This window comes from uncultured Ruminococcus sp., from assembly GCF_947301925.1.
Classification (GTDB): domain Bacteria; phylum Bacillota; class Clostridia; order Oscillospirales; family Ruminococcaceae; genus Ruminococcus.
In genome coordinates, this window is the sequence record NZ_CAMYUE010000008.1 from 13,551 (window position 1) to 34,118 (window position 20,568).

Annotated in this window: 23 protein-coding genes; 7 read left to right on the top strand and 16 right to left on the bottom strand. The window is 51.3% G+C overall.

All coding sequences use genetic code 11. The features are described from left to right. Nucleotides 1-7: 7 nt before the first annotated feature. The 5 genes from Q0Y65_RS10155 to Q0Y65_RS10175 form a co-directional block, all read right to left on the bottom strand. Nucleotides 8-838 (bottom strand): hypothetical protein, encoded by an 831-nt coding sequence (locus tag Q0Y65_RS10155; protein ID WP_297959401.1) that lies wholly within the window; start codon nucleotides 836-838, stop codon nucleotides 8-10. Between the two features lie 109 nt (nucleotides 839-947). Then, a complete protein-coding gene (locus Q0Y65_RS10160) occupies nucleotides 948-1,913 on the bottom strand; it encodes a hypothetical protein (RefSeq protein WP_297959402.1) in 966 nt (321 codons plus the stop codon). Nucleotides 1,914-1,928: 15 nt separating this feature from the next. Next, entirely contained in the window at nucleotides 1,929-3,062 is a 1,134-nt protein-coding gene (locus tag Q0Y65_RS10165; RefSeq protein ID WP_297959403.1) for a serine/threonine protein phosphatase, read from the bottom strand. A gap of 37 nt (nucleotides 3,063-3,099) precedes the next feature. Further along, a complete protein-coding gene (locus Q0Y65_RS10170) occupies nucleotides 3,100-4,311 on the bottom strand; it encodes a PBSX family phage terminase large subunit (RefSeq protein WP_297959539.1) in 1,212 nt (403 codons plus the stop codon). Between the two features lie 25 nt (nucleotides 4,312-4,336). Beyond that, nucleotides 4,337-4,822, bottom strand: a complete 486-nt coding sequence (locus Q0Y65_RS10175; RefSeq protein WP_297959404.1) for a terminase small subunit — start codon at nucleotides 4,820-4,822, stop codon at nucleotides 4,337-4,339. 274 nt (nucleotides 4,823-5,096) lie between these two features. On the opposite strand from Q0Y65_RS10175, the gene Q0Y65_RS10180 reads away from it, so the two are divergent. Then, nucleotides 5,097-5,549 carry an NINE protein gene (locus Q0Y65_RS10180; RefSeq protein WP_297959405.1) on the top strand — a complete coding sequence of 151 codons (453 nt, stop codon included), beginning with the start codon at nucleotides 5,097-5,099 and terminating at the stop codon, nucleotides 5,547-5,549. A 199-nt stretch (nucleotides 5,550-5,748) separates the two neighbouring features. Then, nucleotides 5,749-6,213 carry a hypothetical protein gene (locus Q0Y65_RS10185; protein WP_297959406.1) on the top strand — a complete coding sequence of 155 codons (465 nt, stop codon included), beginning with the start codon at nucleotides 5,749-5,751 and terminating at the stop codon, nucleotides 6,211-6,213. Nucleotides 6,214-6,332: 119 nt separating this feature from the next. On the opposite strand, the gene Q0Y65_RS10190 is transcribed toward Q0Y65_RS10185, so the two are convergent. The 8 genes from Q0Y65_RS10190 to Q0Y65_RS10225 form a co-directional block, all read right to left on the bottom strand. Further along, complete coding sequence (locus Q0Y65_RS10190; protein ID WP_297959407.1) at nucleotides 6,333-8,819, bottom strand: GH36-type glycosyl hydrolase domain-containing protein; 2,487 nt, start codon at nucleotides 8,817-8,819, stop codon at nucleotides 6,333-6,335. A 147-nt stretch (nucleotides 8,820-8,966) separates the two neighbouring features. Continuing rightward, nucleotides 8,967-9,170 carry a helix-turn-helix transcriptional regulator gene (locus Q0Y65_RS10195; RefSeq protein WP_297959408.1) on the bottom strand — a complete coding sequence of 68 codons (204 nt, stop codon included), beginning with the start codon at nucleotides 9,168-9,170 and terminating at the stop codon, nucleotides 8,967-8,969. Then, nucleotides 9,170-9,592, bottom strand: a complete 423-nt coding sequence (locus tag Q0Y65_RS10200; protein WP_297959409.1) for a hypothetical protein — start codon at nucleotides 9,590-9,592, stop codon at nucleotides 9,170-9,172. Before Q0Y65_RS10200 ends, Q0Y65_RS10195 begins: the two co-directional genes overlap by 1 nt. Then, entirely contained in the window at nucleotides 9,592-10,065 is a 474-nt protein-coding gene (locus Q0Y65_RS10205; protein ID WP_297959410.1) for a hypothetical protein, read from the bottom strand. The genes Q0Y65_RS10200 and Q0Y65_RS10205 overlap by 1 nt, the downstream gene beginning before the upstream one ends. A gap of 268 nt (nucleotides 10,066-10,333) precedes the next feature. Beyond that, on the bottom strand, nucleotides 10,334-10,912 hold the full coding sequence (locus tag Q0Y65_RS10210; RefSeq protein ID WP_297959411.1) for a YbhB/YbcL family Raf kinase inhibitor-like protein: 579 nt from the start codon (nucleotides 10,910-10,912) through the stop codon (nucleotides 10,334-10,336). 57 nt (nucleotides 10,913-10,969) lie between these two features. Next, nucleotides 10,970-11,983: an aldose 1-epimerase gene (locus Q0Y65_RS10215; RefSeq protein ID WP_297959412.1), complete on the bottom strand. Its 1,014-nt coding sequence runs from the start codon at nucleotides 11,981-11,983 to the stop codon at nucleotides 10,970-10,972. Between the two features lie 55 nt (nucleotides 11,984-12,038). Beyond that, nucleotides 12,039-12,368 carry a hypothetical protein gene (locus tag Q0Y65_RS10220; protein WP_297959413.1) on the bottom strand — a complete coding sequence of 110 codons (330 nt, stop codon included), beginning with the start codon at nucleotides 12,366-12,368 and terminating at the stop codon, nucleotides 12,039-12,041. A gap of 117 nt (nucleotides 12,369-12,485) precedes the next feature. Beyond that, nucleotides 12,486-13,853 (bottom strand): citrate/2-methylcitrate synthase, encoded by a 1,368-nt coding sequence (locus tag Q0Y65_RS10225; protein ID WP_297959414.1) that lies wholly within the window; start codon nucleotides 13,851-13,853, stop codon nucleotides 12,486-12,488. A 268-nt stretch (nucleotides 13,854-14,121) separates the two neighbouring features. Here Q0Y65_RS10225 and Q0Y65_RS10230 point away from each other — a divergent pair, with 268 nt between their 5' ends. The 5 genes from Q0Y65_RS10230 to Q0Y65_RS10250 all read left to right on the top strand — a co-directional run bounded on the left by Q0Y65_RS10230 (nucleotide 14,122) and on the right by Q0Y65_RS10250 (nucleotide 18,099). Then, nucleotides 14,122-15,177, top strand: a complete 1,056-nt coding sequence (locus Q0Y65_RS10230) for a hypothetical protein (RefSeq protein WP_297959415.1) — start codon at nucleotides 14,122-14,124, stop codon at nucleotides 15,175-15,177. Then, nucleotides 15,177-16,136 (top strand): hypothetical protein, encoded by a 960-nt coding sequence (locus tag Q0Y65_RS10235; protein ID WP_297959416.1) that lies wholly within the window; start codon nucleotides 15,177-15,179, stop codon nucleotides 16,134-16,136. Before Q0Y65_RS10230 ends, Q0Y65_RS10235 begins: the two co-directional genes overlap by 1 nt. Nucleotides 16,137-16,387: 251 nt before the next feature. After that, nucleotides 16,388-16,921 carry a TIGR04002 family protein gene (locus tag Q0Y65_RS10240; protein ID WP_297959417.1) on the top strand — a complete coding sequence of 178 codons (534 nt, stop codon included), beginning with the start codon at nucleotides 16,388-16,390 and terminating at the stop codon, nucleotides 16,919-16,921. A gap of 177 nt (nucleotides 16,922-17,098) precedes the next feature. Then, entirely contained in the window at nucleotides 17,099-17,803 is a 705-nt protein-coding gene (locus tag Q0Y65_RS10245) for an AzlC family ABC transporter permease (RefSeq protein ID WP_297959418.1), read from the top strand. Next, nucleotides 17,800-18,099 carry an AzlD domain-containing protein gene (locus Q0Y65_RS10250; protein ID WP_297959419.1) on the top strand — a complete coding sequence of 100 codons (300 nt, stop codon included), beginning with the start codon at nucleotides 17,800-17,802 and terminating at the stop codon, nucleotides 18,097-18,099. The genes Q0Y65_RS10245 and Q0Y65_RS10250 overlap by 4 nt, the downstream gene beginning before the upstream one ends. A gap of 103 nt (nucleotides 18,100-18,202) precedes the next feature. Here the strand turns inward: Q0Y65_RS10250 and Q0Y65_RS10255 are convergent, their stop codons facing one another. From Q0Y65_RS10255 to Q0Y65_RS10265, 3 genes are read right to left on the bottom strand one after another with little or no spacing between them, the layout of a single operon-like run. Next, nucleotides 18,203-18,736, bottom strand: a complete 534-nt coding sequence (locus tag Q0Y65_RS10255) for a 2-oxoacid:acceptor oxidoreductase family protein (protein WP_297959420.1) — start codon at nucleotides 18,734-18,736, stop codon at nucleotides 18,203-18,205. After that, the gene (locus Q0Y65_RS10260) at nucleotides 18,736-19,509 is read right to left on the bottom strand and encodes a thiamine pyrophosphate-dependent enzyme (RefSeq protein ID WP_297959421.1); all 774 of its coding nucleotides are present in this window, start codon (nucleotides 19,507-19,509) and stop codon (nucleotides 18,736-18,738) included. Before Q0Y65_RS10260 ends, Q0Y65_RS10255 begins: the two co-directional genes overlap by 1 nt. Next, on the bottom strand, nucleotides 19,509-20,552 hold the full coding sequence (locus tag Q0Y65_RS10265; protein WP_297959541.1) for a 3-methyl-2-oxobutanoate dehydrogenase subunit VorB: 1,044 nt from the start codon (nucleotides 20,550-20,552) through the stop codon (nucleotides 19,509-19,511). The genes Q0Y65_RS10260 and Q0Y65_RS10265 overlap by 1 nt, the downstream gene beginning before the upstream one ends. Nucleotides 20,553-20,568: the final 16 nt, after the last annotated feature.

Consider the following 20,568-nt stretch of genomic DNA (forward strand, 5'->3'; position numbering starts at 1 on the left):
CTCCCTCCTATCTCATGGAAAATCCCTCTGTGGGGTCGGTCTCCTCCGCGTCGGGAGCCAGCTGCACCTCTGCCCTGCCCCGTCCGCACTGCTCCTCAAAGGATCTGCGTAGAGCTATGAGCTGCTTGGTGGTAAGGCCTGCCGCCGAAAGTGAGGCTATGTCCGCGGCAGCCCTGCCCCCTGCGAAATAGGCCAGTCTGCGTATATCGCGGCGTAGCTCGTCATCTGCCTCGGAGATGCAGGAGACCGCAGCCTTCACCGTGTCCTCCTCGCTGTACTTCTTGGTTACTCCCGCGTTTACCTGTGCAGGCACAGCCACGAAGCTCCACTCATAGGCGTCTGTGATATCGTCAAGGACGGTATGGCAGAGCCTTCCACCGTAGCTTCTGCCCTTGACATGGGCGCAGGAAGTAACATTCTTGTCATTGCCGCAGACCGAGCATATACGCTTTGCCGCCGAGCAGGAAATGCTGACCTCCTTTTTTATGCCGCCGTCTATTTCGGCGATGAGGTTTTTGTTCTCGTCGGTGCGCACCATATAGGCCATAGCCTTCAGGTACTTGTAGGGCTCTCCGCAGGCGTTCTTTCTCTCCTCATCGGTGATGAGCTCGGTATGGAAAATACGGGCGTTCTGATTGACGGTGGAGGGATCGTGGTCGAATATGCCTGTCTTGCCGATAAAGCGCTGTCTGAGAGCCTCCAGAGCACCGTCGGAAAAGCGCTCGCAGTCGCGGTCGATATCGTTGTCGCAGAGTATCACCGAAAAGACGTAGACCTCGTCCTCGCTGAGCTTTCTGCGGGTGAATCTGTTTATCTTGTCGAGAATAGTCTTATCCATATATTTCTCCTTTCGGGAAATTTTTTGCAGGGGCGATGACTTCATCGCCCCCTGCATATTTACCGTGCAGGGGCGGCGTTCCGCCGCCCGCTGTCCACTGCTTACCGTATCACTCGTTCTCTGTTACCGTAAGCACCTTGACTGCGTCGGGAGTTATCCTTCTGAAGCCGCAGGTGATAGATACAGTCATCTGATCCAGCTGACGGTCGATGAGCTTGTCCGTCTCCATTACAAGGTCGGTGCTGGTGATGAATTCCAGCGCGAAATCACGGTCGATACCTATGATGGTATCCTCGTCGGCAGCGGAGGTCTTGACCAGCTCAGCACCGAAGGGCAGGATAAGTCTGCCGTCGGGAGCCGCCTTGCAGTCCTTCAGCTGCTCCATTGCAGCTATCTTTGAGGCAAGGGCGGGAGAAGCTATCACCGTATTCATGTCGAAGCAGTCGAACTCTCCGTAGAGCGCCGCAAGATCGTTATAGGTAAGAGCTGTTGTGGTAATGGGAGTAAGACCGTTTGAAAGTACGGCAACTGCCTTCTTCACCACGGATACCGCAAGTCTTACGCCTACGCTTCTGAGCATCACGCCGAAAACGTCAAGTCTCTGCTGGCGTACAGCCTCATATGAAGCGCTGATGAGTCTGCCGAACTTCTCCAGAACGGTAGCTGTTGTTCCCTCTCTCACGGTAGCCTCGGGAAGAGTCTCCGCCTGATCGGTGGCGGCGTAGGCCTCGGAATCGTCAAGCACGCAGCCCAGATACTGGCTGCTTGAACATACCGTCTTTGCGGCGCATACCGACTTCAGCACGGTCTCGTCGAAGCCCTTTCTGATACAGCGTGTTACGAATTCGGGGAAGAGCACCGCTGTCTCCGTTGTGGAGAAGAACTTCTCAACGCAGTCGCAGTCGGGACCGCTTATCCTGATGTTGAAGCGCTTGAGCTGTCTCTCAAAGGCGTCCAGCTTTTCGAGAGGAGTTCCTGCGTATGCCGAGGAGGGGTCCAGCTCCTCGAGAGCGGCTGTGAATGACTTGCCGCTGAGATTGTAAAGGCCCTTTTCAAGTCTGATATCGTTATACATATTTTTACCTCCGTATTATTCATTCTTTTCAAGGCGAAGCTCTATTTCCCTCGCCTGTGCGTTTTTCAGCCTTGCCTCTGCAAGCGCTGTTTCGTCCTGAAGATTGATGTTGTCCCATTCTACCGAGCATGAGGCCTCCGCTCCTATGGAAGCAAGGAAGGCGTTTCCCACGTCGCATATCACGGGCGTCAGGAGCCTGCGGTAGTATTCAAGCTCCGAGGTGAGTATATCCGCCTGCTGTGACGACATACGCTCCGTAGAGCTCCAGGAGAGCCCCAGCAGGAACGGCGGTATGGAAAGCTTTGCGATGAGCTGCTCAAGTATCTGCCTTACGGGCACATTGGTATCAAAGAGCTGGTTTTCGGCTCCGATGACCTTTATATCAACGTCGCCCACCGCCACAAAGTCCTTTACCTGACCGTATTTTGCCGAGTTCATGCCGTCTGCCCACTCGCGGGCTATCTGCTTTGCCCTCTCTCCCGTGTTCATCATGTCTGCCGCCTCACCCGAGGGTCTGTAGGTCACTGCATAGCGGATATTGCCTGCGCGGTCGTAGTTCTGACCGATACACTGATATATCCTCATAAGGATGCCGCTGAGTGACGGGAGCCCCCTGAGCAGCGAATTGCCGCCTGTGAGCTCGGCGTAGACTATGCGTTCGGGATGTGAGAGCCTGCGGCTGCTGCCGTCGGGAGCCCTTACGGTGTAGCTCCTGCTGAACGGGTCTCCTCCCGCAGCTATGCTGACTTTGGAAATATCCCCGTTCCACAGTCCCGCTATCCTCTGCTGACCGCTGTCGGTGACTATCTCGCCCACAGCGCTGCCGTAGGTGAGAAGGCTGTCAAGGAAGTTGTCCGCAAAGCAGCCCACCGAACGCCCCGTAAGTCCTACGGGAACGTTTTCCAGAAAGCTGTCCAGCTCCTGCTGAAGGCTTTCGTCGCTGCATATAACGCGGAAGCCTCCCGTGAGCCTTATCATCTTCATGATAGCGGCGTCAATAATGGGAACTGCACAGCGGAGCCTGTCATAGAGCTCCTTTTCACAGGGCTGAACAGTCCCCGGCAGGGAAAAGCTCCCGCCGCTGCTGCGCTGTGCGCCTATGAGCTCGGGAACAGCCTTCGGCGTCTTGTTCTTCTGAAAAAGCTTCATATTTCCTCCTTTCGTGTACTGAACGGCGTCTGCGTTCTTATCTGGGAACGGACAGCGCTATGAAGCCTTCGCCGCAGTCACGGTTCCCGACCATATCCGCCACAAAGTAGCGCATATCGTCCATTGCGTGGTCGTTTTCCTTTACGGGAGCGTCTGCTCCCGACTTTTCGTTCCAGCTGTACAGCGAGAACTCGCGGATTATGTCCCTGCATGAGCTGTGAAAGCGGAGCCTGCCCTGCTTGAGAGCCGTGCTGACCTGACGGATACCCGATATAACATCGTTGTCCGCCCTGATAACGGGAAATCTCCCGTGCCGCCTTATGCACTCGATAAAGCTTGCCGCAGAGGGATCGACTATTACTCTGTCGATCTTCCTGCCTCCCGCCAGCTCCTCAAGAGCCGCATAGTGCTCCTCATCGGTGCGGGATACCCCCTCGCGGCGGGAATCGTAGTAATACTCCCCGAGCCTGTACCAGACTCCGTCATGAAGCCCCCACAGCCCGAAGGAGGAGGGGTTCACCGTGCCGTAATCGCAGGATATGACAAAGCGTTCGCACTCCACATGGCCGCTGAAAACGTGCTTTTCCGCGCTGAACATGGGGTATACCACCCCGTGGGAGGCTGTCCATCTGCCCAGAACGAAGCGGTCGTAGAAGGCTCCCGAGTACATACGCTCATAGCGCTCTCTGACCGCCTTTGAAAGGGAGGGATTGTCCTCCATGGTGAAATGGATATACAGGGCGTTTTTCTCCCTGCGTTTCTTTATCCACTCGTTGTAGAACCAGTGGGAGGGATTGTCGGGATTGCAGTTGAACCACATCTTCGAGCCCGACACCGAGCAGCGTGCAAGCGCCTGCTCCACAAAGGAGCGGGGCATCAGCGCAACCTCGTCGAAGAATACCCCCGAAAGGGTCATGCCCTGTATCAGCGCCGCGGAGCTTTCGTCCTTGCCGCCGAAAAGGTACACCCTGTTGGTGCTGCCGAGGAAGGTCATATCAAAGTAATTGCCGCTGACCTTCTCTGTGATGACGAAGCCGTATTCCCTGAGCAGCGGAAGCAGAGGCGTTACCACGTTCCTGCGCAGGGAGGTCACTGTCTTGCCGCACATGGCGAAATAGCCTCCCTTAAAGCATTTTGCTGCCCAGAATATGAAGCCCAGCGACATGGAAAGAGTCTTGCCGCTTCGCACCGCGCCGTCGCATATTATTGCGTCGCGGCCGCCGCAGCTCCGCATATTCCACCACTTCATCACAAGGCGCTGCTTTGGCGAGAAATCATATACCGTCACAGATATCGTCCTCCCCGTCGGCAGTCAGCGCTTTTATAAGGCTTTCCGCCTTATCACGGTCGCTGAATGCGTTTTCCAGCTCAAAGAGCTTCTCCAGCGCTTTCAGCCTGTCAAAGAGCTTTACCTCAACTCCTCCGCCCTTTACCCGTTTTATCTCGGAGACATTGAAAAGGTCAAGCTTTTCTATGACCTCCGCAGGCGGAAGCTCCTCCGCGAATACAAGGTATACCGCGTCGGTGCAGCTGCCGAAGGCCAGACGCTTCAGTCCTGCGGCTACCGTGCCGCTGTCCGCAAGGAGCTGCCGCAGCTGCGCTATGAGCTGTCGGCACTCCTCATTTTTCAGCAGCCCGATACCCTCCGAAAGAGCGCTCTCACGGGGAAAGCCCGCTCTCACAGCCGCCTCCTCCACACTGCCCAGGATAACATAATTGCAGCAGAATGAGTTGAGCCTTGCTTTTGTGTTTCTGTTCAAAAAAATATGACCTCCTTTCGGTACTGAACGTTGACGCCGTTCATAAGAGGGCCGTAAAGGGGTGAAATTCAAACGAAAACCGTTGAATAAGAAAAAAATATTTTCCGACTTTGTATACCTGCACAAATATAAACATACGTTCCTGTGAATTTGCAACAAAGAAAAATCGGAGCGCTGTTTGTGCGCTCCGACTGTTGATTTTCTTCGGATTTCATGTTATAATATGTAAAATGAGTCGGGACACGGCAGCAGTTCCCGAAAACGGAGGGATATCATGATTTGCAACAGATGCGGGAAGGACCTTCCCGACAATACCAATTTCTGCGACGAATGCGGCAACGATATGCGCTATGTTCAGGGCAATTCCCAGGACTTCACACGCAGCAGCGACCAGAGCAACGATCAGGGATATTATGATCAGTACAGCAGCAACGGCTATAATCAGGGCTACAATCAGGGATATAACCAGTTCGGTATGCCTCCCTATCAGGACGTGAGCACCAGATCAAAGGTAGCAGCCGGCGTGCTGGGCATACTCCTCGGCGCTTTTGGTGTACATAATTTCTACCTGGGCTTTTACGGCAAGGCCGTCGCTCAGCTGCTCATAACCGTTCTCAGCTGCGGTATACTCGGCGTTGTCAGCGGTGTATGGGGCCTTATCGAGGGTATCATGATACTCACGGGCAGCATGAACACGGACGCGGACGGAAAGTTCCTGGCTAACTGAGTGACTATATAAATAATGAAGGCGGACATTAAGTCCGCCTTTTCATATGAAGATTGATTTATCGGCAGGTATTATCACCTCAGATAATATGATATACGTTTTTGTAAATATTGAACACATATATTGACATTTAGATTACATATGTGTTATAATTATAATATAGGTTTAAAAACCTTATAAGAATAAAGGAGGTATTAGTATGGCATTATGTGAATGGTGTGGAAACGTGATCGATGAAGATGAAGTTAATGATTTTTGTGATGAAACAGGAATTTGGACAGATTATATAAAAAAAGAATTATGTAAAGATTGTCTTGAGCAAGCGTGGGAAGATGATGTAGACGGAATTTTCTATGATAAATGTGAAGAATGCGGATGTGAATTTGACATTATCGAAGCCAATTCTTATTTTAATTCAGATTCATCTGTTGGTGATTTATATCGTTCTGATGTGGAAGACAAAAAAGGAAAAACATTATGTGCCAGTTGTGCTTTAGGTTATATAGATGAAATGTATGATGACCAAAAAGATTATGAAGAAGATGATGATGAAAGTGAAGATTTAAGTGTTGAAGACGCAGCTCTTATCTGGGAATCCAATGGATATGACGAAGATTATATGTATGGATACTCCGAGGAAGAATTAAGAGACGCTTTAGATTAACGCTTTTTTCGGGACGCCGGGGACGGCGTCCCCTACATAACATTTTTCGGGCGGATAATATCCGCCCATACATATTTACGCGATATAGAAAGGGCAGGCTCAAAGCCTGTCCTTTTTCATTAACCCATTATAATTTCAACTTCGTGTGTGCCGCCCTCGCATACGGGGATAACACAACCGTCTACTGCCTTGCCGTCAACTGTCATAGACTTTACGCCCTTGCAAACGTGCTCGGGATTCTTGACTGTGATGTTGAAGGTTGCGCCTCTGAACTTACGGACTGCTGTGAAGCCGTCCCACTCGTGAGGAATGGAGGGATCTACCTTCAGGCCGTCAAATACAGGCTGTACACCCAGAATGTACTGGGAGATAGCTACCATGTTCCATGCAGCTGTACCTGTGAGCCATGAGTTCTTGCCCTGACCGAAGTTCTTTGCGTCCTTACCGCCGATCATCTGACCGTATACATAAGGCTCTGTCTTGTGGATATCAGATGTCTCCTCTGTGAATGCAGGAGCTATCTTGCTGTAGTACTCAAATGCCTTGTCACCGCGGCCTGCATATGCCTCAGCGCAGATGATCCATGCATTATTGTGTGTGAAGATACCTGCGTTCTCCTTGTATCCGCCGGGATATGTGGAGATCTCGCCGTACTGTACATAGTACTTTGTGAATGCAGGGTTATTGAGAACGAGACCGTACTCGCAGTTGAGGTACTTGTCGATGGAGTTCAGGGTCTTGATATCTGCGCCCTGATCCTTGCCTATCTCGGACATTACTGCGAAGCCCTGGGGCTCGATGAAGATCTTGCCTTCCTCGCACTCCTTGGAGCCCATCTTCTCGCCGTTTGCGTCATAAGCTCTGATGAACCAGTCGCCGTCGAATGCGGATTCCATAACGTTCTTCTTCATCTTGTCGATCTCTGCCTGAGCCTTTGCAGCCTCGTCAGCCTTGCCGAGGTGCTGGAGGATTCCTACGAATGCAGGACCTGTGTATGTGAAGAGTGCTGCAACGAATGCGGACTCGGCTATCTTGGAGTAGCCGCCCTCTGCTGCAAACTTGGGATTGGTGTAGGTCTGGAAGGACTCACCGGGTGTGTCAGAGAAGCATGAAAGGTTGATACAGTCGTTCCAGTCAGCTCTCATTGCCAGCGGCAGACCGTGAGGTCCGAGGTTGTTTACGATGTGATAGAAGGAAACGTTGAGGTGCTCAAGCATTGTGTGCTTGCCGTTGGGATCATCATCGAAAGGAACGTTTGCGTCCAGGATACCCCAGTCGCCTGTCTCCTTGATATATGCTGCAACAGAAAGGATCATCCAGAGCGGATCGTCAGAGAAGTCGCCGCCGATATCAGCGTTGCCCTTCTTTGTAAGAGGCTGGTACTGGTGGTAGCAGCCGCCGTCTGAAAGCTGTGTTGAAGCGATGTCGATAAGTCTCTCTCTTGCACGCTCGGGGATCTGGTGAACAAATCCGAGGATATCCTGGTTGGAGTCACGGAAGCCCATGCCTCTGCCGATACCGCTCTCGAAGTATGAAGCGGAACGTGAAAGGTTGAATGTTACCATACACTGATACTGGTTCCAGATATTTACCATTCTGTTTACCTTGTCATCAGGTGTGTTTACATTGAAGATGGAGAGGAGATCGTTCCATGTATTGCGGAGCTCCTCAAGTCCTGCTGCTACCTTCTCGGGAGTGTTGTACTTCTCGATCATTGCATAAGCCTTCTCCTTGTTGAGCACCCATGTCTCTCTTGTGAGGAGGTCAGCAGGCTTTTCAGCAGCGAACTTCTTGTCCTGGGGGTTCTCAGCGTAGCCGAGGATATAGATGAGTGTCTTGGACTCACCGGGAGCCAGTGTCACCTTCTTGTAGTGAGAAGCTACAGGTGACCAGCCGTCAGCAAATGAGTTAGCGGGCTTGTCTGCCTTTACGGTCTCGGGGTTGTCCCAGCCGTTGTAGATGCTTCCCAGGAAGGCATCACGGTCTGTATCGTAGCCGTCGATGGTATCGTTTACAGTATAGAAAGCGTAGTGGTTACGTCTGTCTCTGTACTCTGTTACGTGGTAGATAGTTGAACCTTCGATCTCAACACGGCCTGTGGAGAAGTTTCTCTGGAAGTTGGTGCAGTCGTCCTGTGCGTCCCAGAGGCACCACTCAGCGATGGAGAAGATAGAGAAGCTCTTTGCTTCCTTGCTCTCGTTTGTGAGAACTACCTGCTGAACTTCACCGTCATAGTTCTGGGGAACAAAGAATGTTACCTCAGCCTTCAGGTCGTTCTTCTTGCCTGTGATAACGGTATAGCCCATACCGTGGCGGCACTCGTAGAAATCGAGGGGTGTCTTCACAGGAGACCAGCCGGGATTCCAGATGGTTCCGTTGTCGTTGATATAGAAATAACGTCCGCCCATATCAAGGGGTACGTTGTTATAGCGATAACGTGTGATACGTCTGAGGCGTGCGTCCTTATAGAAGCAGTAACCGCCTGCTGTATTGGAAATAAGTGAGAAAAATCCCTGATTGCCGAGGTAGTTTATCCACGGATAGGGAGTCTTTGGGGAATTGATAACATATTCCTTCTTAGCGTCGTCAAAAAATCCGAACTTCATAATATTACTCCTTTATTTTTGGTGACAAAGCGGACAAAAAGCCCACATTTGTAATATTATATCACATTTTCGCTTATATTACAATAGATTATTCCAAAATTGCTGTGTATTATTTTCTGACCGTTTTTTGTGCATATTGCCTTATGCTCATTCCTCAAAGAAAAAGAGTTCCTCAACGGTGGTGCCAAAGACCTTTGCAATGTCCATAGCCAGCTTCAGGGAGGGATTGTAGAGTCCCTTTTCAAGGCGGATTATGGTCTCGCGGCGGACTCCCACCAGCTCCGCAAGCTCCCCCTGCTTCATATCCTGCTTTGCGCGGTATTCCTTCAGTTTTGTTTTCAGCTCGGACATTATTCTTCCTCCGTATCCTTTCCGGCGGGTGCATCAAAGAACATGAACAGCAGGCTCCTCAGCGCTATTGCTCCCATGACCGTTATCCAGCAGAAATCTGAGCATATCAGTCCCTTTACCAGATAGTCGTTAACAAGAACTGCCCCGAAAAGCACGGTCAGCACGATACACAGTGTAATTCTGTTGGCTTTTGCAAGGTTGTACTGCACCATTTCATCCTTTTTCTCCAATGTGTAGAACCTTGACTGAACAAACGCCTGCAATACCGCCAAAACAGCCATTCCTATGAGTATGGAAAGCTTATCGCCGTATGTCTTGCCCTGAATTCTGCAAAAGACATACAGGGTCACGGGCGTGGAAGCTATTACAAATACAAGTGTATGAAAGTTTGTATATGAGAATTTTTTCTTCGTCTTTTCCATTATTCTTCCTCCCCGTCCTCAGTGCGGTCAAGCAGCACGAAGAAAAGGCTCTTCAGTCCTGCCGCCAGCAGACATACTCCGAAAAACAGAACTGCCGCATTGGAGCTGTTAATGGTAAAGCTTCCCTCGGTACAGGCAAATATCAGCTCTATGATACCGCCGATGACTATAAGTGCGCCTGCCGCCATTCTGCCTGCCTTATACAGTATCTGATGTGCAAGCTCGTCGGCCTGCTGTATGGTGTGTCCCTTGATCATGCCGAAAAACCTGACAGCGAGTATCAGCTCCGCTACAGCTGCCAGTACCAGCAGGACAATCATAACCACGAAATTATGCTTGTTTATCATGCCCATGCCCAGGAATGTGAAGGCGCTCATCAGAAAGCCTGCTGCGGCAAATCTGTGATAGCTGTGTAGGCTCATTGCGGGCTTTTTTGCTGTGTTATCTGCTTCAAAAAAACTTCTTATGCTCATTGTTGTTCCTTTCCGTCATTCACTGACGCTTTTATTTTGTGTGATGTATTCATCACTTTCTGTGACAATTATATCACCCTGATATGAGTTTGTCAACAGAAAAAGTGACAAATCAATCACCTTTGTAGACCTGCACAATCAGAGCGGCGTTTATTTGTGCAGTGTGATACATTTGTCACATATCAGCCCATAAAAAACCGCCCGCATATGCGGACGGATCAAAAAGGGCGGATAATATCCGCCCCTATATGGATTTGCAGCCCTTGATTTAATCTCCGTGGGTGTAGGTACCCGTGAGATGACCGTAGGATATTATATTGCCGTCGTCACCGTCTATCTCCTTTGCGGATTTGAGTATCTCGGGATTTGACATATCAAATATCATTTTTATCCTCTCGGGCTTCTGCTTCAGCGCAAGCACGAACACCTCATAATCATGGGTGCCGTCGGGCGGATAGGGGCCTACATACTCATCTGCGGGAGCCCAGCCTGCGGGAAGCACGGTATCACTGTCGCTTATGGACTTCCAGTGGAGCCAGTTTGCAGCGGTAGTGTCCACCATGAAGATAGCATAGCAGGAAGCTCCGTCAACGGGCTCCCATGAGAGCTGGGGCGAACGGTTTTCGCCGTTTTTAGTCTTGGTTATCACCGTATCCCATACGCCGTCATGCAGGTCGTCGGATCTGAGCTCGAAAGTACTCAGCTTGCTGAGATCCAGCTCATCGTCAGCTATTGCAGCCGTGGTGGGCTCGTCAACTTTTGACTCTGGCGTCTCATGATTGCAGCCTGTGTTAAGTGAAAAAATCGCTGCTGCTAATAATAATGCAGTTATCCTGAAAGCTCTCATAGTATGATCCTTTCTGTGTACGGTACGTGAAAGGGCGGATAATATCCGCCCATATAATTATAACTTAGTGAAAAATCTTTCGTGTGCCTCGAAAACATCTCCCGGCTTTACCTCGCGGTAGCCTGTAACGTCGGCAGGCAGGCTCAGGTTGGGAGCGTCTATCATTGCGGTCATTGGCTCGGGACAGAAGTAGTGATTGAAGCCGCGGTCGTTCCAGATTATCCAGAAGCCGTACTCCTCCGATACCTCATAGCAGAGCTTCTTGCCGCTGGCGATATCCTCTGCGATGACGCCGTGGAACTTCTCACCGTCGATATCTATATACTCGCCGAAGTACATCTCGTTGTCAACTACCTGGAGTACGGGCTTCTTCACGCCGTTTCTGTACTCCAGATCGTGCATGGTGGGCACCTTCAGGTTCTCGGTGGGCAGACAGCGCTCGTTGAGCTCGCAGCGCTTGCCTATGGGCACTGTCAGGCGGATATCCTCCTCCTTTGCGCCGTCAACGAAGGGCGAACTGATAGTCGTATGGGAAGCCAGCGACATGGGCAGCACCTTTACGCCGTCGGTGTTGATGAAGCGGATATTCTGCTCAAGTCCCTGCTCCGACAGCGTGAATGTGTACTCCGCAGTGAAGCGGACGGGAAGATATTTGAAGAACTCGTCCTTCTCGTCGTATACATAGCGTGTCTTTACCCATGCGCAGTTGTCGTCGGCCTTGTATTCCACAACCTCGTGGGCTCTCTTGTGAAGGAAGCCGTGGATATGGTTGTTGTAGGGAGCCTTCTCGTTTACGGGAAGCTGATATACAGCGTCGGAGGTCTTCAGCACGCCGTCTGCAAAGCGGTTGGGCAGGTAAAGCGTGGGAAGTCCCCATACCTCTGCGGACTGCTTTATGGTATCGGCAGTATTGTCCTCGCTGAAGCGGAAGAACTCCAGACCGTTTGCGTTGTCGCGGAGGCGGATAACATTGGAGCCTATCTCGTTGGCCACCCATGCCTCATAGCCGCCTGCACTGAGCTTTACGCAGGTCGTGCCCTTCCATTCAAATAATTCCGCTGTGTTTTTCATTTCTATCACGATCCTTTTAAATATATTTTACAAGCAGAACCAAAAGCTCTTGCGCTTATGGATCAGTTTTATTCGCTGCTTTTCGTATAAGGCGGATTATTGCCGTAATGACGCGGAACAGCACCGCCCAGCCCAGACCGAGGGTCAGAATGATGAGCAGAATGATAAGCCCGATACCGCCCAGATACCTGTGATGGAAGACCTTTTCGGTGTCGATAGCGTCAACAATGTACAGCAGGGCAGCTGTTACCGCAGCATATCCCAGAAGATACGCAGGCGCGGCAAGCTTTGTGGGAGCCTGCGAGTTCAGCTTCTTTTCACGGCTGAGGAAAAACATCGGAAGCAAAAAGAGTATAATGCCTGTGAAGAACATTACCCAAAGCATAAAGCTGCTTTCCTGAGTTATGATATCGAGTGCTCCTGCTGCCAGGTATATTCCGCCCGGGACACATATCCCCATAAGTAAGGATTTGAAAATGACCTTCTTTTTCATAAGCCGTCATCAGTCCATTCTGTTCTCCATGTCGGTGTACTCGCGCATGGGAGATATGGCCTTATATGCAGGACGGATTATCTTGTTTGAGTTGATGAGCTCCTCTATCCTGTGGGCTGACCAGCCTGCTATCCTCGATGTTGCGAACAGAGGCGTGAACAGCTCGTCGGGTATGCCCAGCATACGGTATACGAAGCCGCTGTAGAAGTCCACGTTGGCACATACGCCCTTGTATATGCGGCGCTCCTCGGCTATTACCTCGGGAGCAAGGCGCTCTACCAGTGAGTACAGTGCGAATTCCTCGTGTCTGCCCTTCTCGGAGCTGAGAGACTCCACAAAGCCCTTGAACACCTTTGCTCTGGGGTCTGACTGGGAGTATACCGCGTGTCCCATACCGTAGATTAGGCCTGCGTGGTCGAAGGCTTCCTTGTGAAGGAGCTTTCTCAGATAGCCCTTTACCTCCTCCTCGTCAGTCCAGTCCTTTACATTCTGCTTCATATCGTCGAACATCATGGCCACCTTGATATTGGCGCCGCCGTGCTTGGGTCCCTTCAGCGAGCCCAGTGCCGCGGCAATGGCGGAATAGGTGTCCGTGCCCGACGAGGACACTACATGGACAGTAAAGGTGGAGTTGTTTCCGCCGCCGTGCTCTGCGTGGAGCACCAGCGCAAGATCAAGTATACGCGCCTCCAGCTCGGTGTACCTTCCGTCGTCGCGGAGCATATAGAGTATGTTCTCCGCAATTGAAAGCTCGGGACGGGGACTGTGTATGAACAGGTCGCCGCCCAGCCTTGCGTACTTGTAGGCATGATAGGCGTATACAGACAGCACGGGGAACATGGTGATGAGCTCAACGCTCTGACGGAGGACGTTGGGTATGGATATATCGTTTGCCCTGTCGTCGTATGAATATAAGGCAAGAACGCTCTTTGCAAGAGTGTTCATCATATTATCTGTGGGAGCCTTCATGATAACGTCTCTCATGAAGTTTGAAGGGATCTCGCGGAAATCCGCAAGGAGCTTCCTGAACCCGGCAAGCTCGTGCTCCGAGGGCATACTGCCGAAAAGCAGCAGATATACGGTCTCCTCAAAGCCGAAGCGCTTTTCCTTTATGAAGCCGGCGACGATATCTTCTACGTCAATTCCTCTGTAGTAGAGCTTTCCGTCACCGTGATTGGGCATACCGTCGCCCATATCCAGCACTTTTATGGTGCTTATATTCGTAAGGCCTGCCACTACGCCGTTTCCGTTTATGTCGCGGAGACCGCGCTTAACGTCATACTGGGTATAGAGCTCGGGGTCTATCCTGTAGCCTTCCAGCGACATCTCTGCAAGCCGCGATATTTCGGGGGTTATTTCTGAAAATTTGTATCTCATTTATCGTCATCCCTTTCTTTTACAGTTTGTAGTAATAATTGTGCATATTACAATTATACTGGACTTCATTTATTTTGTCAAGGCTCAACAAATAGTTAATTCAGCAAACATTATATCTGTGTAAATTTTCTGCTTTTCTCTTGAAAATCATTCCGCGATATGGTAATATATATTTACCGGATATCTACGGTACATGATATAGAAATTATTCGCCGCGCACTGTCTGTTTATGGGGTTATGCACTGCGCAGCGCAAAGGAGTTGGTTTTTTGGAATCAGTTGAGTACAAATGTCCGAACTGTAACGCAGACCTGAAATTCAGTCCCTCCACCCAGAAGCTGGACTGCGAGTTCTGCCTCAGTTCCTTTACCGTTGACGAGATAAAGAAGCTCTGCTCCAAGACGGAGAACAGCATACCTCCCGAGGCAGTACAGCTTCAGGAGGACTTCGCCAACCATACCCACCTGTACCGCTGCAAGAGCTGCGGCGCAGAGATAATGGCCGACGATCAGCAGACCGCCACCTTCTGCTATTATTGCCACAATCCCGTAATTTTAGCAGGAAAAATGGGCGGAGAATTCAAGCCCGACAAGGTCATAGGCTTCAAGCTCACACGAGACAACGCCATAGCCTGCTTCAAGAAATGGGTGGGCAGACGCTGGTTCGTCCCCAAGGACTTCAAATCACAGCAGCAGATCGAGAAGCTGACAGGCCTCTACGTCCCCTTCTGGATAGCCGACTGCCACATCGAGGCGGATTACCGCGCCATAGGCAAGAAGCTCCGCCACTGGGTATCGGGCAACTACAGCTACACCGAGACAAAGGAATACCGCGTCATCCGTGACGCTTCCATGCTCACAAGAGGCGTCCCCGCCGACGGTGAGACAAAGATCGACGACCTGCTCATGGAGGCTATCGAGCCCTTTGATTACCGCGAGATGAAGGACTTCTCAATGTCCTACCTCAGCGGCTTCTACGCCGACAAGTACGACGTGGACAAGTCACAGGTGTTCCCACGCATAAGAGAACGCTCAAAACAGGCCTGCCTGACCTTCATCAGATCCACCATTAGCGGCTACAGCTCGCTTATGCCCTCCAGCGACCAGTACAAGGTCACCAATACCGACTGGAACTACACCATGCTGCCCGTATGGTTCATGTCCTATAAGTACAAGGACAAAATATACGAATTCGCCATAAACGGCCAGACAGGAAAGCTTGCAGGCACTCCTCCCCTGTCAAAGGGCAGACTGGCGGCTGTATGCGGCTGCATAGGCGGCGCACTGGCGGCTGCTATAATAGTGCTGGGAGGTGTGCTGTTCTGATGAAAAAGTCAAATAAAGGACTGAAGATATTCTTAGGTATAATAATAGGCATCGTCCTTCTGGGCGGTCTGGACTACGTTCTGGCCTTCCATACAGGCACAAGGAACCGCCATGTGGAAAACAGCAAGGATCATTCGTCGTCAGGCATCATCGACGAGAACGGCCTCTTTGCCGACGAGCCCGAGGCTCTTGCAAAGCTGGAGGAGCGCATCGAGGAATGTGCGGACAAGACCAATATGAATATACAGGTGTTCCTGCCCTCGTCTGACCGAAGGTACTATTCAGATGACGATGTAAGGAACTTCACCGCAAACCAGTATAACGACACCTTCGGTGAGAATACCGACGGTCTCCTCTACTACATAGATATATCTGGCAAATCTCCTGCCTGCGACGATATCGCAAAGAGCGCCGCGGCCAACCTGATATATACCGAGGATATCTGTCAGAGAATATACACCGCTCTCGACGAGTATCTCCCGCCCTCATACGGCCCCGTTTATACGGAACACATCATCAACGCCGTTGAGCACTTCTGCCCCATGATAGAGTCCTACTACGACCCCGACAGGGCAAGCGGCTCTTATTACGACGCAACTGCTGATACTCCCGTATACGTCTACACCAAGAACGGCGAGACCTATGTCACCACCAGCAAGCCGCCTTTTAAAAAGCTCCGTATCTGTATTGTCGCCGAGCTTGCAGGCGGACTGCTCACGCTTATACTCTACCTTATCTCAAAGAGCAGGTATAAGTTCAAGTCCAAGACCAATCCGTCCATTTATCTCTCACCCGATAACGTAAGGTTCAGAGAGAAGTCCGACGTACTCATACGCACCTACGTCACCAAGCACAGGATACAGTCCAGCAGCGGAGGCGGCGGAGGCGGCTACAGAGGAGGCGGCGGCGGAGGCCACTCCCACGGCGGAAGCATCGGCCACAGCAGCCACCACAGATAACGCTTATCAGACATATCCCCGAAGCAGTCCTCTTGCTTCGGGGAGCTTTATTTTCACAGCCGCTTTTTCGTACCGTCTGCCGCGGCTATAACGGGATATAGCCGCAAATTATACGTTATCTGTCCTATTTTCGCGGCTTTTCGGTTTGCGTTTTTTGTAGAAAAAACATCTTGAATTATAGGCTCAACAATGCTATAATAATGAAAATCCGTAATACATACCGATTTTGTATACTTTAAAGGAGGATCATTATGACAAAAACAGCAAGCTCTGAAAAGGTGAAAAAATTAGTGCTCACAGGTCTTTTCTCCGCGCTCATCTTCGTTTTTACCGCATATATACACGTTCCCACGGGGTCAGGCTACACCCACGCAGGCGACGGTCTGATCTACCTTTCCGCAAGCATACTCCCCATGCCCTATGCCATAGCCTCAGCCGTTATCGGCGGAGCTCTCGCAGACGGCCTCTCGGGCTACCCCATATGGATACCTGCCACCATTATAATCAAGGCCCTGACGGCTATGTTCTTCACAAATAAGGGCGACAGGATAGTTACAAAGAGAAATCTGATCGCTGTTATCCCCTCGCTCATAATCTGCGTTGTGGGCTACAGCCTGTACGAGGGCTTCGTTATCACGAAGGGCCTTTCCGCAGCGGGCATTATCGCCGCTTTCACGCAAACTCCCGCCTATCTCGTGCAGATAGCCGCCAGCACGGTCCTCTATGCAGTCGCAGGCACGGCTCTGGACAAGGCAGGCTTCAAGAGGAAATTCGGAAGCAAATAATATCGGCAGGCGCACAAGATGTGCGCCTGTTTTTTTGCTCTCAGCCCCTTCAAGCGGGACGGTATCTCCCTGCTCTTTCCCGGATTGACAAAGTATTGACGAAAAATGCCGATTATGTTATAATATTAAGGTTATCAAAAAAGTCCCTGTTCACGGGACTTCATCGGAGGTATAAACTTGAAAAACAGTTTCTTGCGGGGTATGTCCCACGGTATACCCATATGTCTCGGATATCTGTCCGTGTCCTTCGGTTTCGGCATTCTCGCCGTCAGCAAGGCGGGACTGTCGGTATTTGAGGCTTCGGTCATATCCGCTTCCAATCTGACCTCGGCAGGCCAGAAGGCAGGCGTTGACGTTATTGCCGCAGGCGGTACCATCATCGAGATGATACTGCTTCAGCTCACTATAAATATCAGATACTCCCTCATGGCGCTCTCCCTTTCACAGAAGCTGGACAAGCGCTTCACCACACCTCACAGGCTGATGGCGTCCTACGGCATAACCGACGAGATATTCGCGGTGTGCTCGGCGCAGAAAACGCCCCTGACTCCTGCGTATATGTACGGAATGATACTCATTGCCGCCGTGGGGTGGATAACGGGTACGGCTATGGGAGCGGCCGCAGGAGAGCTCCTTCCCGTGTCGGTGAGCAAGGCCATGGAGATAGTCCTCTACGGTATGTTCATCGCCATAATAATCCCACCTGCAAAAAAGCAGCACAGCGTGCTCTTTGTAATTGCCATGGCCGCAGCTCTCAGCGTTGTGTTCAGGTACTGCCTGCCCATGGTCAGCGAGGGCTTCGCCATAATCATATCGGCTGTTACCGCCTCTGCGGCAGCTGCGCTGATATTCCCCGTTAAGGACGAGGAGGCCGAAGCATGAGTTTAGCTGTTTATATCATAGTCATGGCAGGAGTGACCTATCTTATCCGCATGGTGCCCTTCACCTTCTTCCGCAGGAAGATAAAGTCGCGGTTTTTCCGCAGCTTCCTGTACTATATCCCATATGCGGTGCTCAGCGCCATGACCATACCTGCCATATTCTACACCACTCATAATATGTGGACAGCCATTGCGGGAACTGCTGTTGCGGTAGTTCTGGCCTTCTTCGAGATGCCGCTGATAGTTGTGGCACTGGCCGCCTCCGGCGCGGCTTTCCTTGTGGGACTGTTCATGTAACGCATAGCCTGTAAGGTCAGCCTGAAAACGCAATAAAACAAAGGGGCGCACAGTGTGCGCCCCTGCAAAGCTGAAAAAGCTCCCGGAAACCGGGAGCTTTTTATTATGCGTTCATACCGAGCTCGATAGCCTTAAAGTTGTTGGGGATAAGTGCTGCCTTCTTAGGCGGTACTACCTTCTCGATAGCCTTCTGCATAGTCTCAAGTGAGCAGATGTTTGTCTCCTTGAGGAGCTTGCCGAGAAGTATGATGTTTGAGCCGCCCTTCAGCTCGTTGTCGTCAGCCATCTGCTGCGAGGGGATACCGAACAGCTCGATATCTGTCCTGTCTGTCTCGGGCTCGATCATTGTACTGTCGAAGAATACCTTTCCTCCGGGACGTACACAGCTTACAAACTTGTCGAATGAAGGCTGGTTCATCGCAATGAGGAGGTGGGGTGTGAGTACGAGAGGTGAACCGATGGGATCATCGGAGATAGTAACTGAACAGTTGCAGGTACCGCCTCTCATCTCTGGACCGTATGAGGGGAGCCATGAGAGCTCCTTATTGTCCATAAGTCCGCAGTATGCAAGTATCTTTCCTGCGAAAAGGATACCCTGTCCGCCGAAGCCTGCAAGAAGGATCTCTGTAGTAGCCATTAATCGTTACCTCCTTCTGTCTTGGGGAATACTCCCTCTTCAACGTCCTTGTATACGCCGAGAGGATAGTAGGGGATCATTTCGTCCTGAAGTCTCTTGATAGCGTCAAGAGGAGCAAGTCCCCAGTTTGTGGGACAAGTTGAAAGCACCTCTACGATAGAGAAGCCCTTTCCTGCCTTCTGGTTCTCGAATGCCTTGCGGATAGCCTTCTTTGCAGCCTTGATATGGGGAACGCTGTCTACTGCGACACGCTCTGCATAAGCAGTACCTGTCAGCTGTGAGAGCATCTCGCATACCTTTACGGGGTAGCCTGCAAGCTCGGGGCTTCTTCCGAAGGGGGTGGTCTGTGTTACCTGTCCGGGAAGTGTTGTAGGAGCCATCTGGCCGCCTGTCATTCCGTAGATAGTATTGTTGATGAAGATAACGACGATATTCTCGCCTCTTGTAGCAACGTGAACTGTCTCGGCAGTACCGATAGCGGCAAGGTCGCCGTCGCCCTGATATGTAAATACGAACTTATCGGGGTTTGTGCGCTTTACGCCTGTTGCAACAGCCGGAGCACGGCCGTGTGCAGCCTCGATCATATCACAGTTGAAGTAATCGTATGCCATTACGGAGCAGCCAACGGGACATACTCCTATTGTATCGCCCTCGATACCCATTTCGTCGATAACCTCACAGAGTATTCTGTGTACGATACCGTGAGTACAGCCGGGGCAGTAATGTGTAGGAACGTCGATGAGCGACTTGGGTCTTTCAAATACTACAGCCATCAGAGGGCACCTCCCATTCTCTTGATCTCGCCCAGTACCTCAGCAGGTGTGGGGATAACGCCGCCTGTTCTTCCGAAGAACTCAACAGGCTTTGAGCAGTTGATAGCAAGTTTTATATCGTCTATCATCTGACCCATTGACATCTCTACGCTGAGAAGCTTCTTTGCGCTCTTTGCAGCCTCGTTGATCTCCTTTACGGGGAAGGGCCACAGTGTCTTGGGACGGAAGAGACCAGCCTTGATGCCCTGTGCTCTTGCATCGTTTACAGCAGACTTTACGACTCTTGCTGTTGCGCCGAATGCGCATACCAGAATGTCGCAGTCCTCTGTGAGGTAGGACTCAGCCTCTGTCTCTGTTTCCTTGATGATCTCGTATCTCTTGTAGCGGTCGAGTATGGACTTCTCCAGCTCGTCGGGCTTGAGGTAGAGGGAGTTGATGATGTGGTGCTCTCTCTGCATCTTGTGGCCGTTTGCAGCCCAGCCGCTCTTATCGTAGGCGTCGGGGTTGATCTCGGGGAATGTAACGGGCTCCATCATCTGTCCGAGGAGACCGTCTGCCAGGATCATAGCGGGCATACGGTACTTGTCGGCGCGGTCGAATGCCTTTACAACGTAGTCTACCATTTCCTGTACTGATGCGGGAGCATATACCAGGAGCTGGAAGTCGCCGTGGCCGAGAGCCTTTGTAGCCTGCCAGTAGTCAGCCTGTGAGGGCTGGATACCGCCCAGACCGGGGCCGCCTCTCTCTACGTTGATGATAACTGCGGGAAGGTCGGAACCTGCGATGTAGGAAACGCCCTCGCTCTTCAGCGAGATTCCGGGTGATGAAGACGATGTCATTGCGCGGACGCCTGTTGATGCAGCGCCCAGCACCATATTGATAGCAGCGATCTCGGACTCTGCCTGTAAGAATACGCCGCCTGCCTTATGCATACGCTTTGCCATATAAGCGGCAAGCTCTGTCTGAGGAGTGATCGGATAGCCGAAGAAGCATTTGCAGCCTGCTCTGATAGCAGCCTCTGCCAGCGCTTCGTTACCCTTCATAAGATTTCTTTCCAAA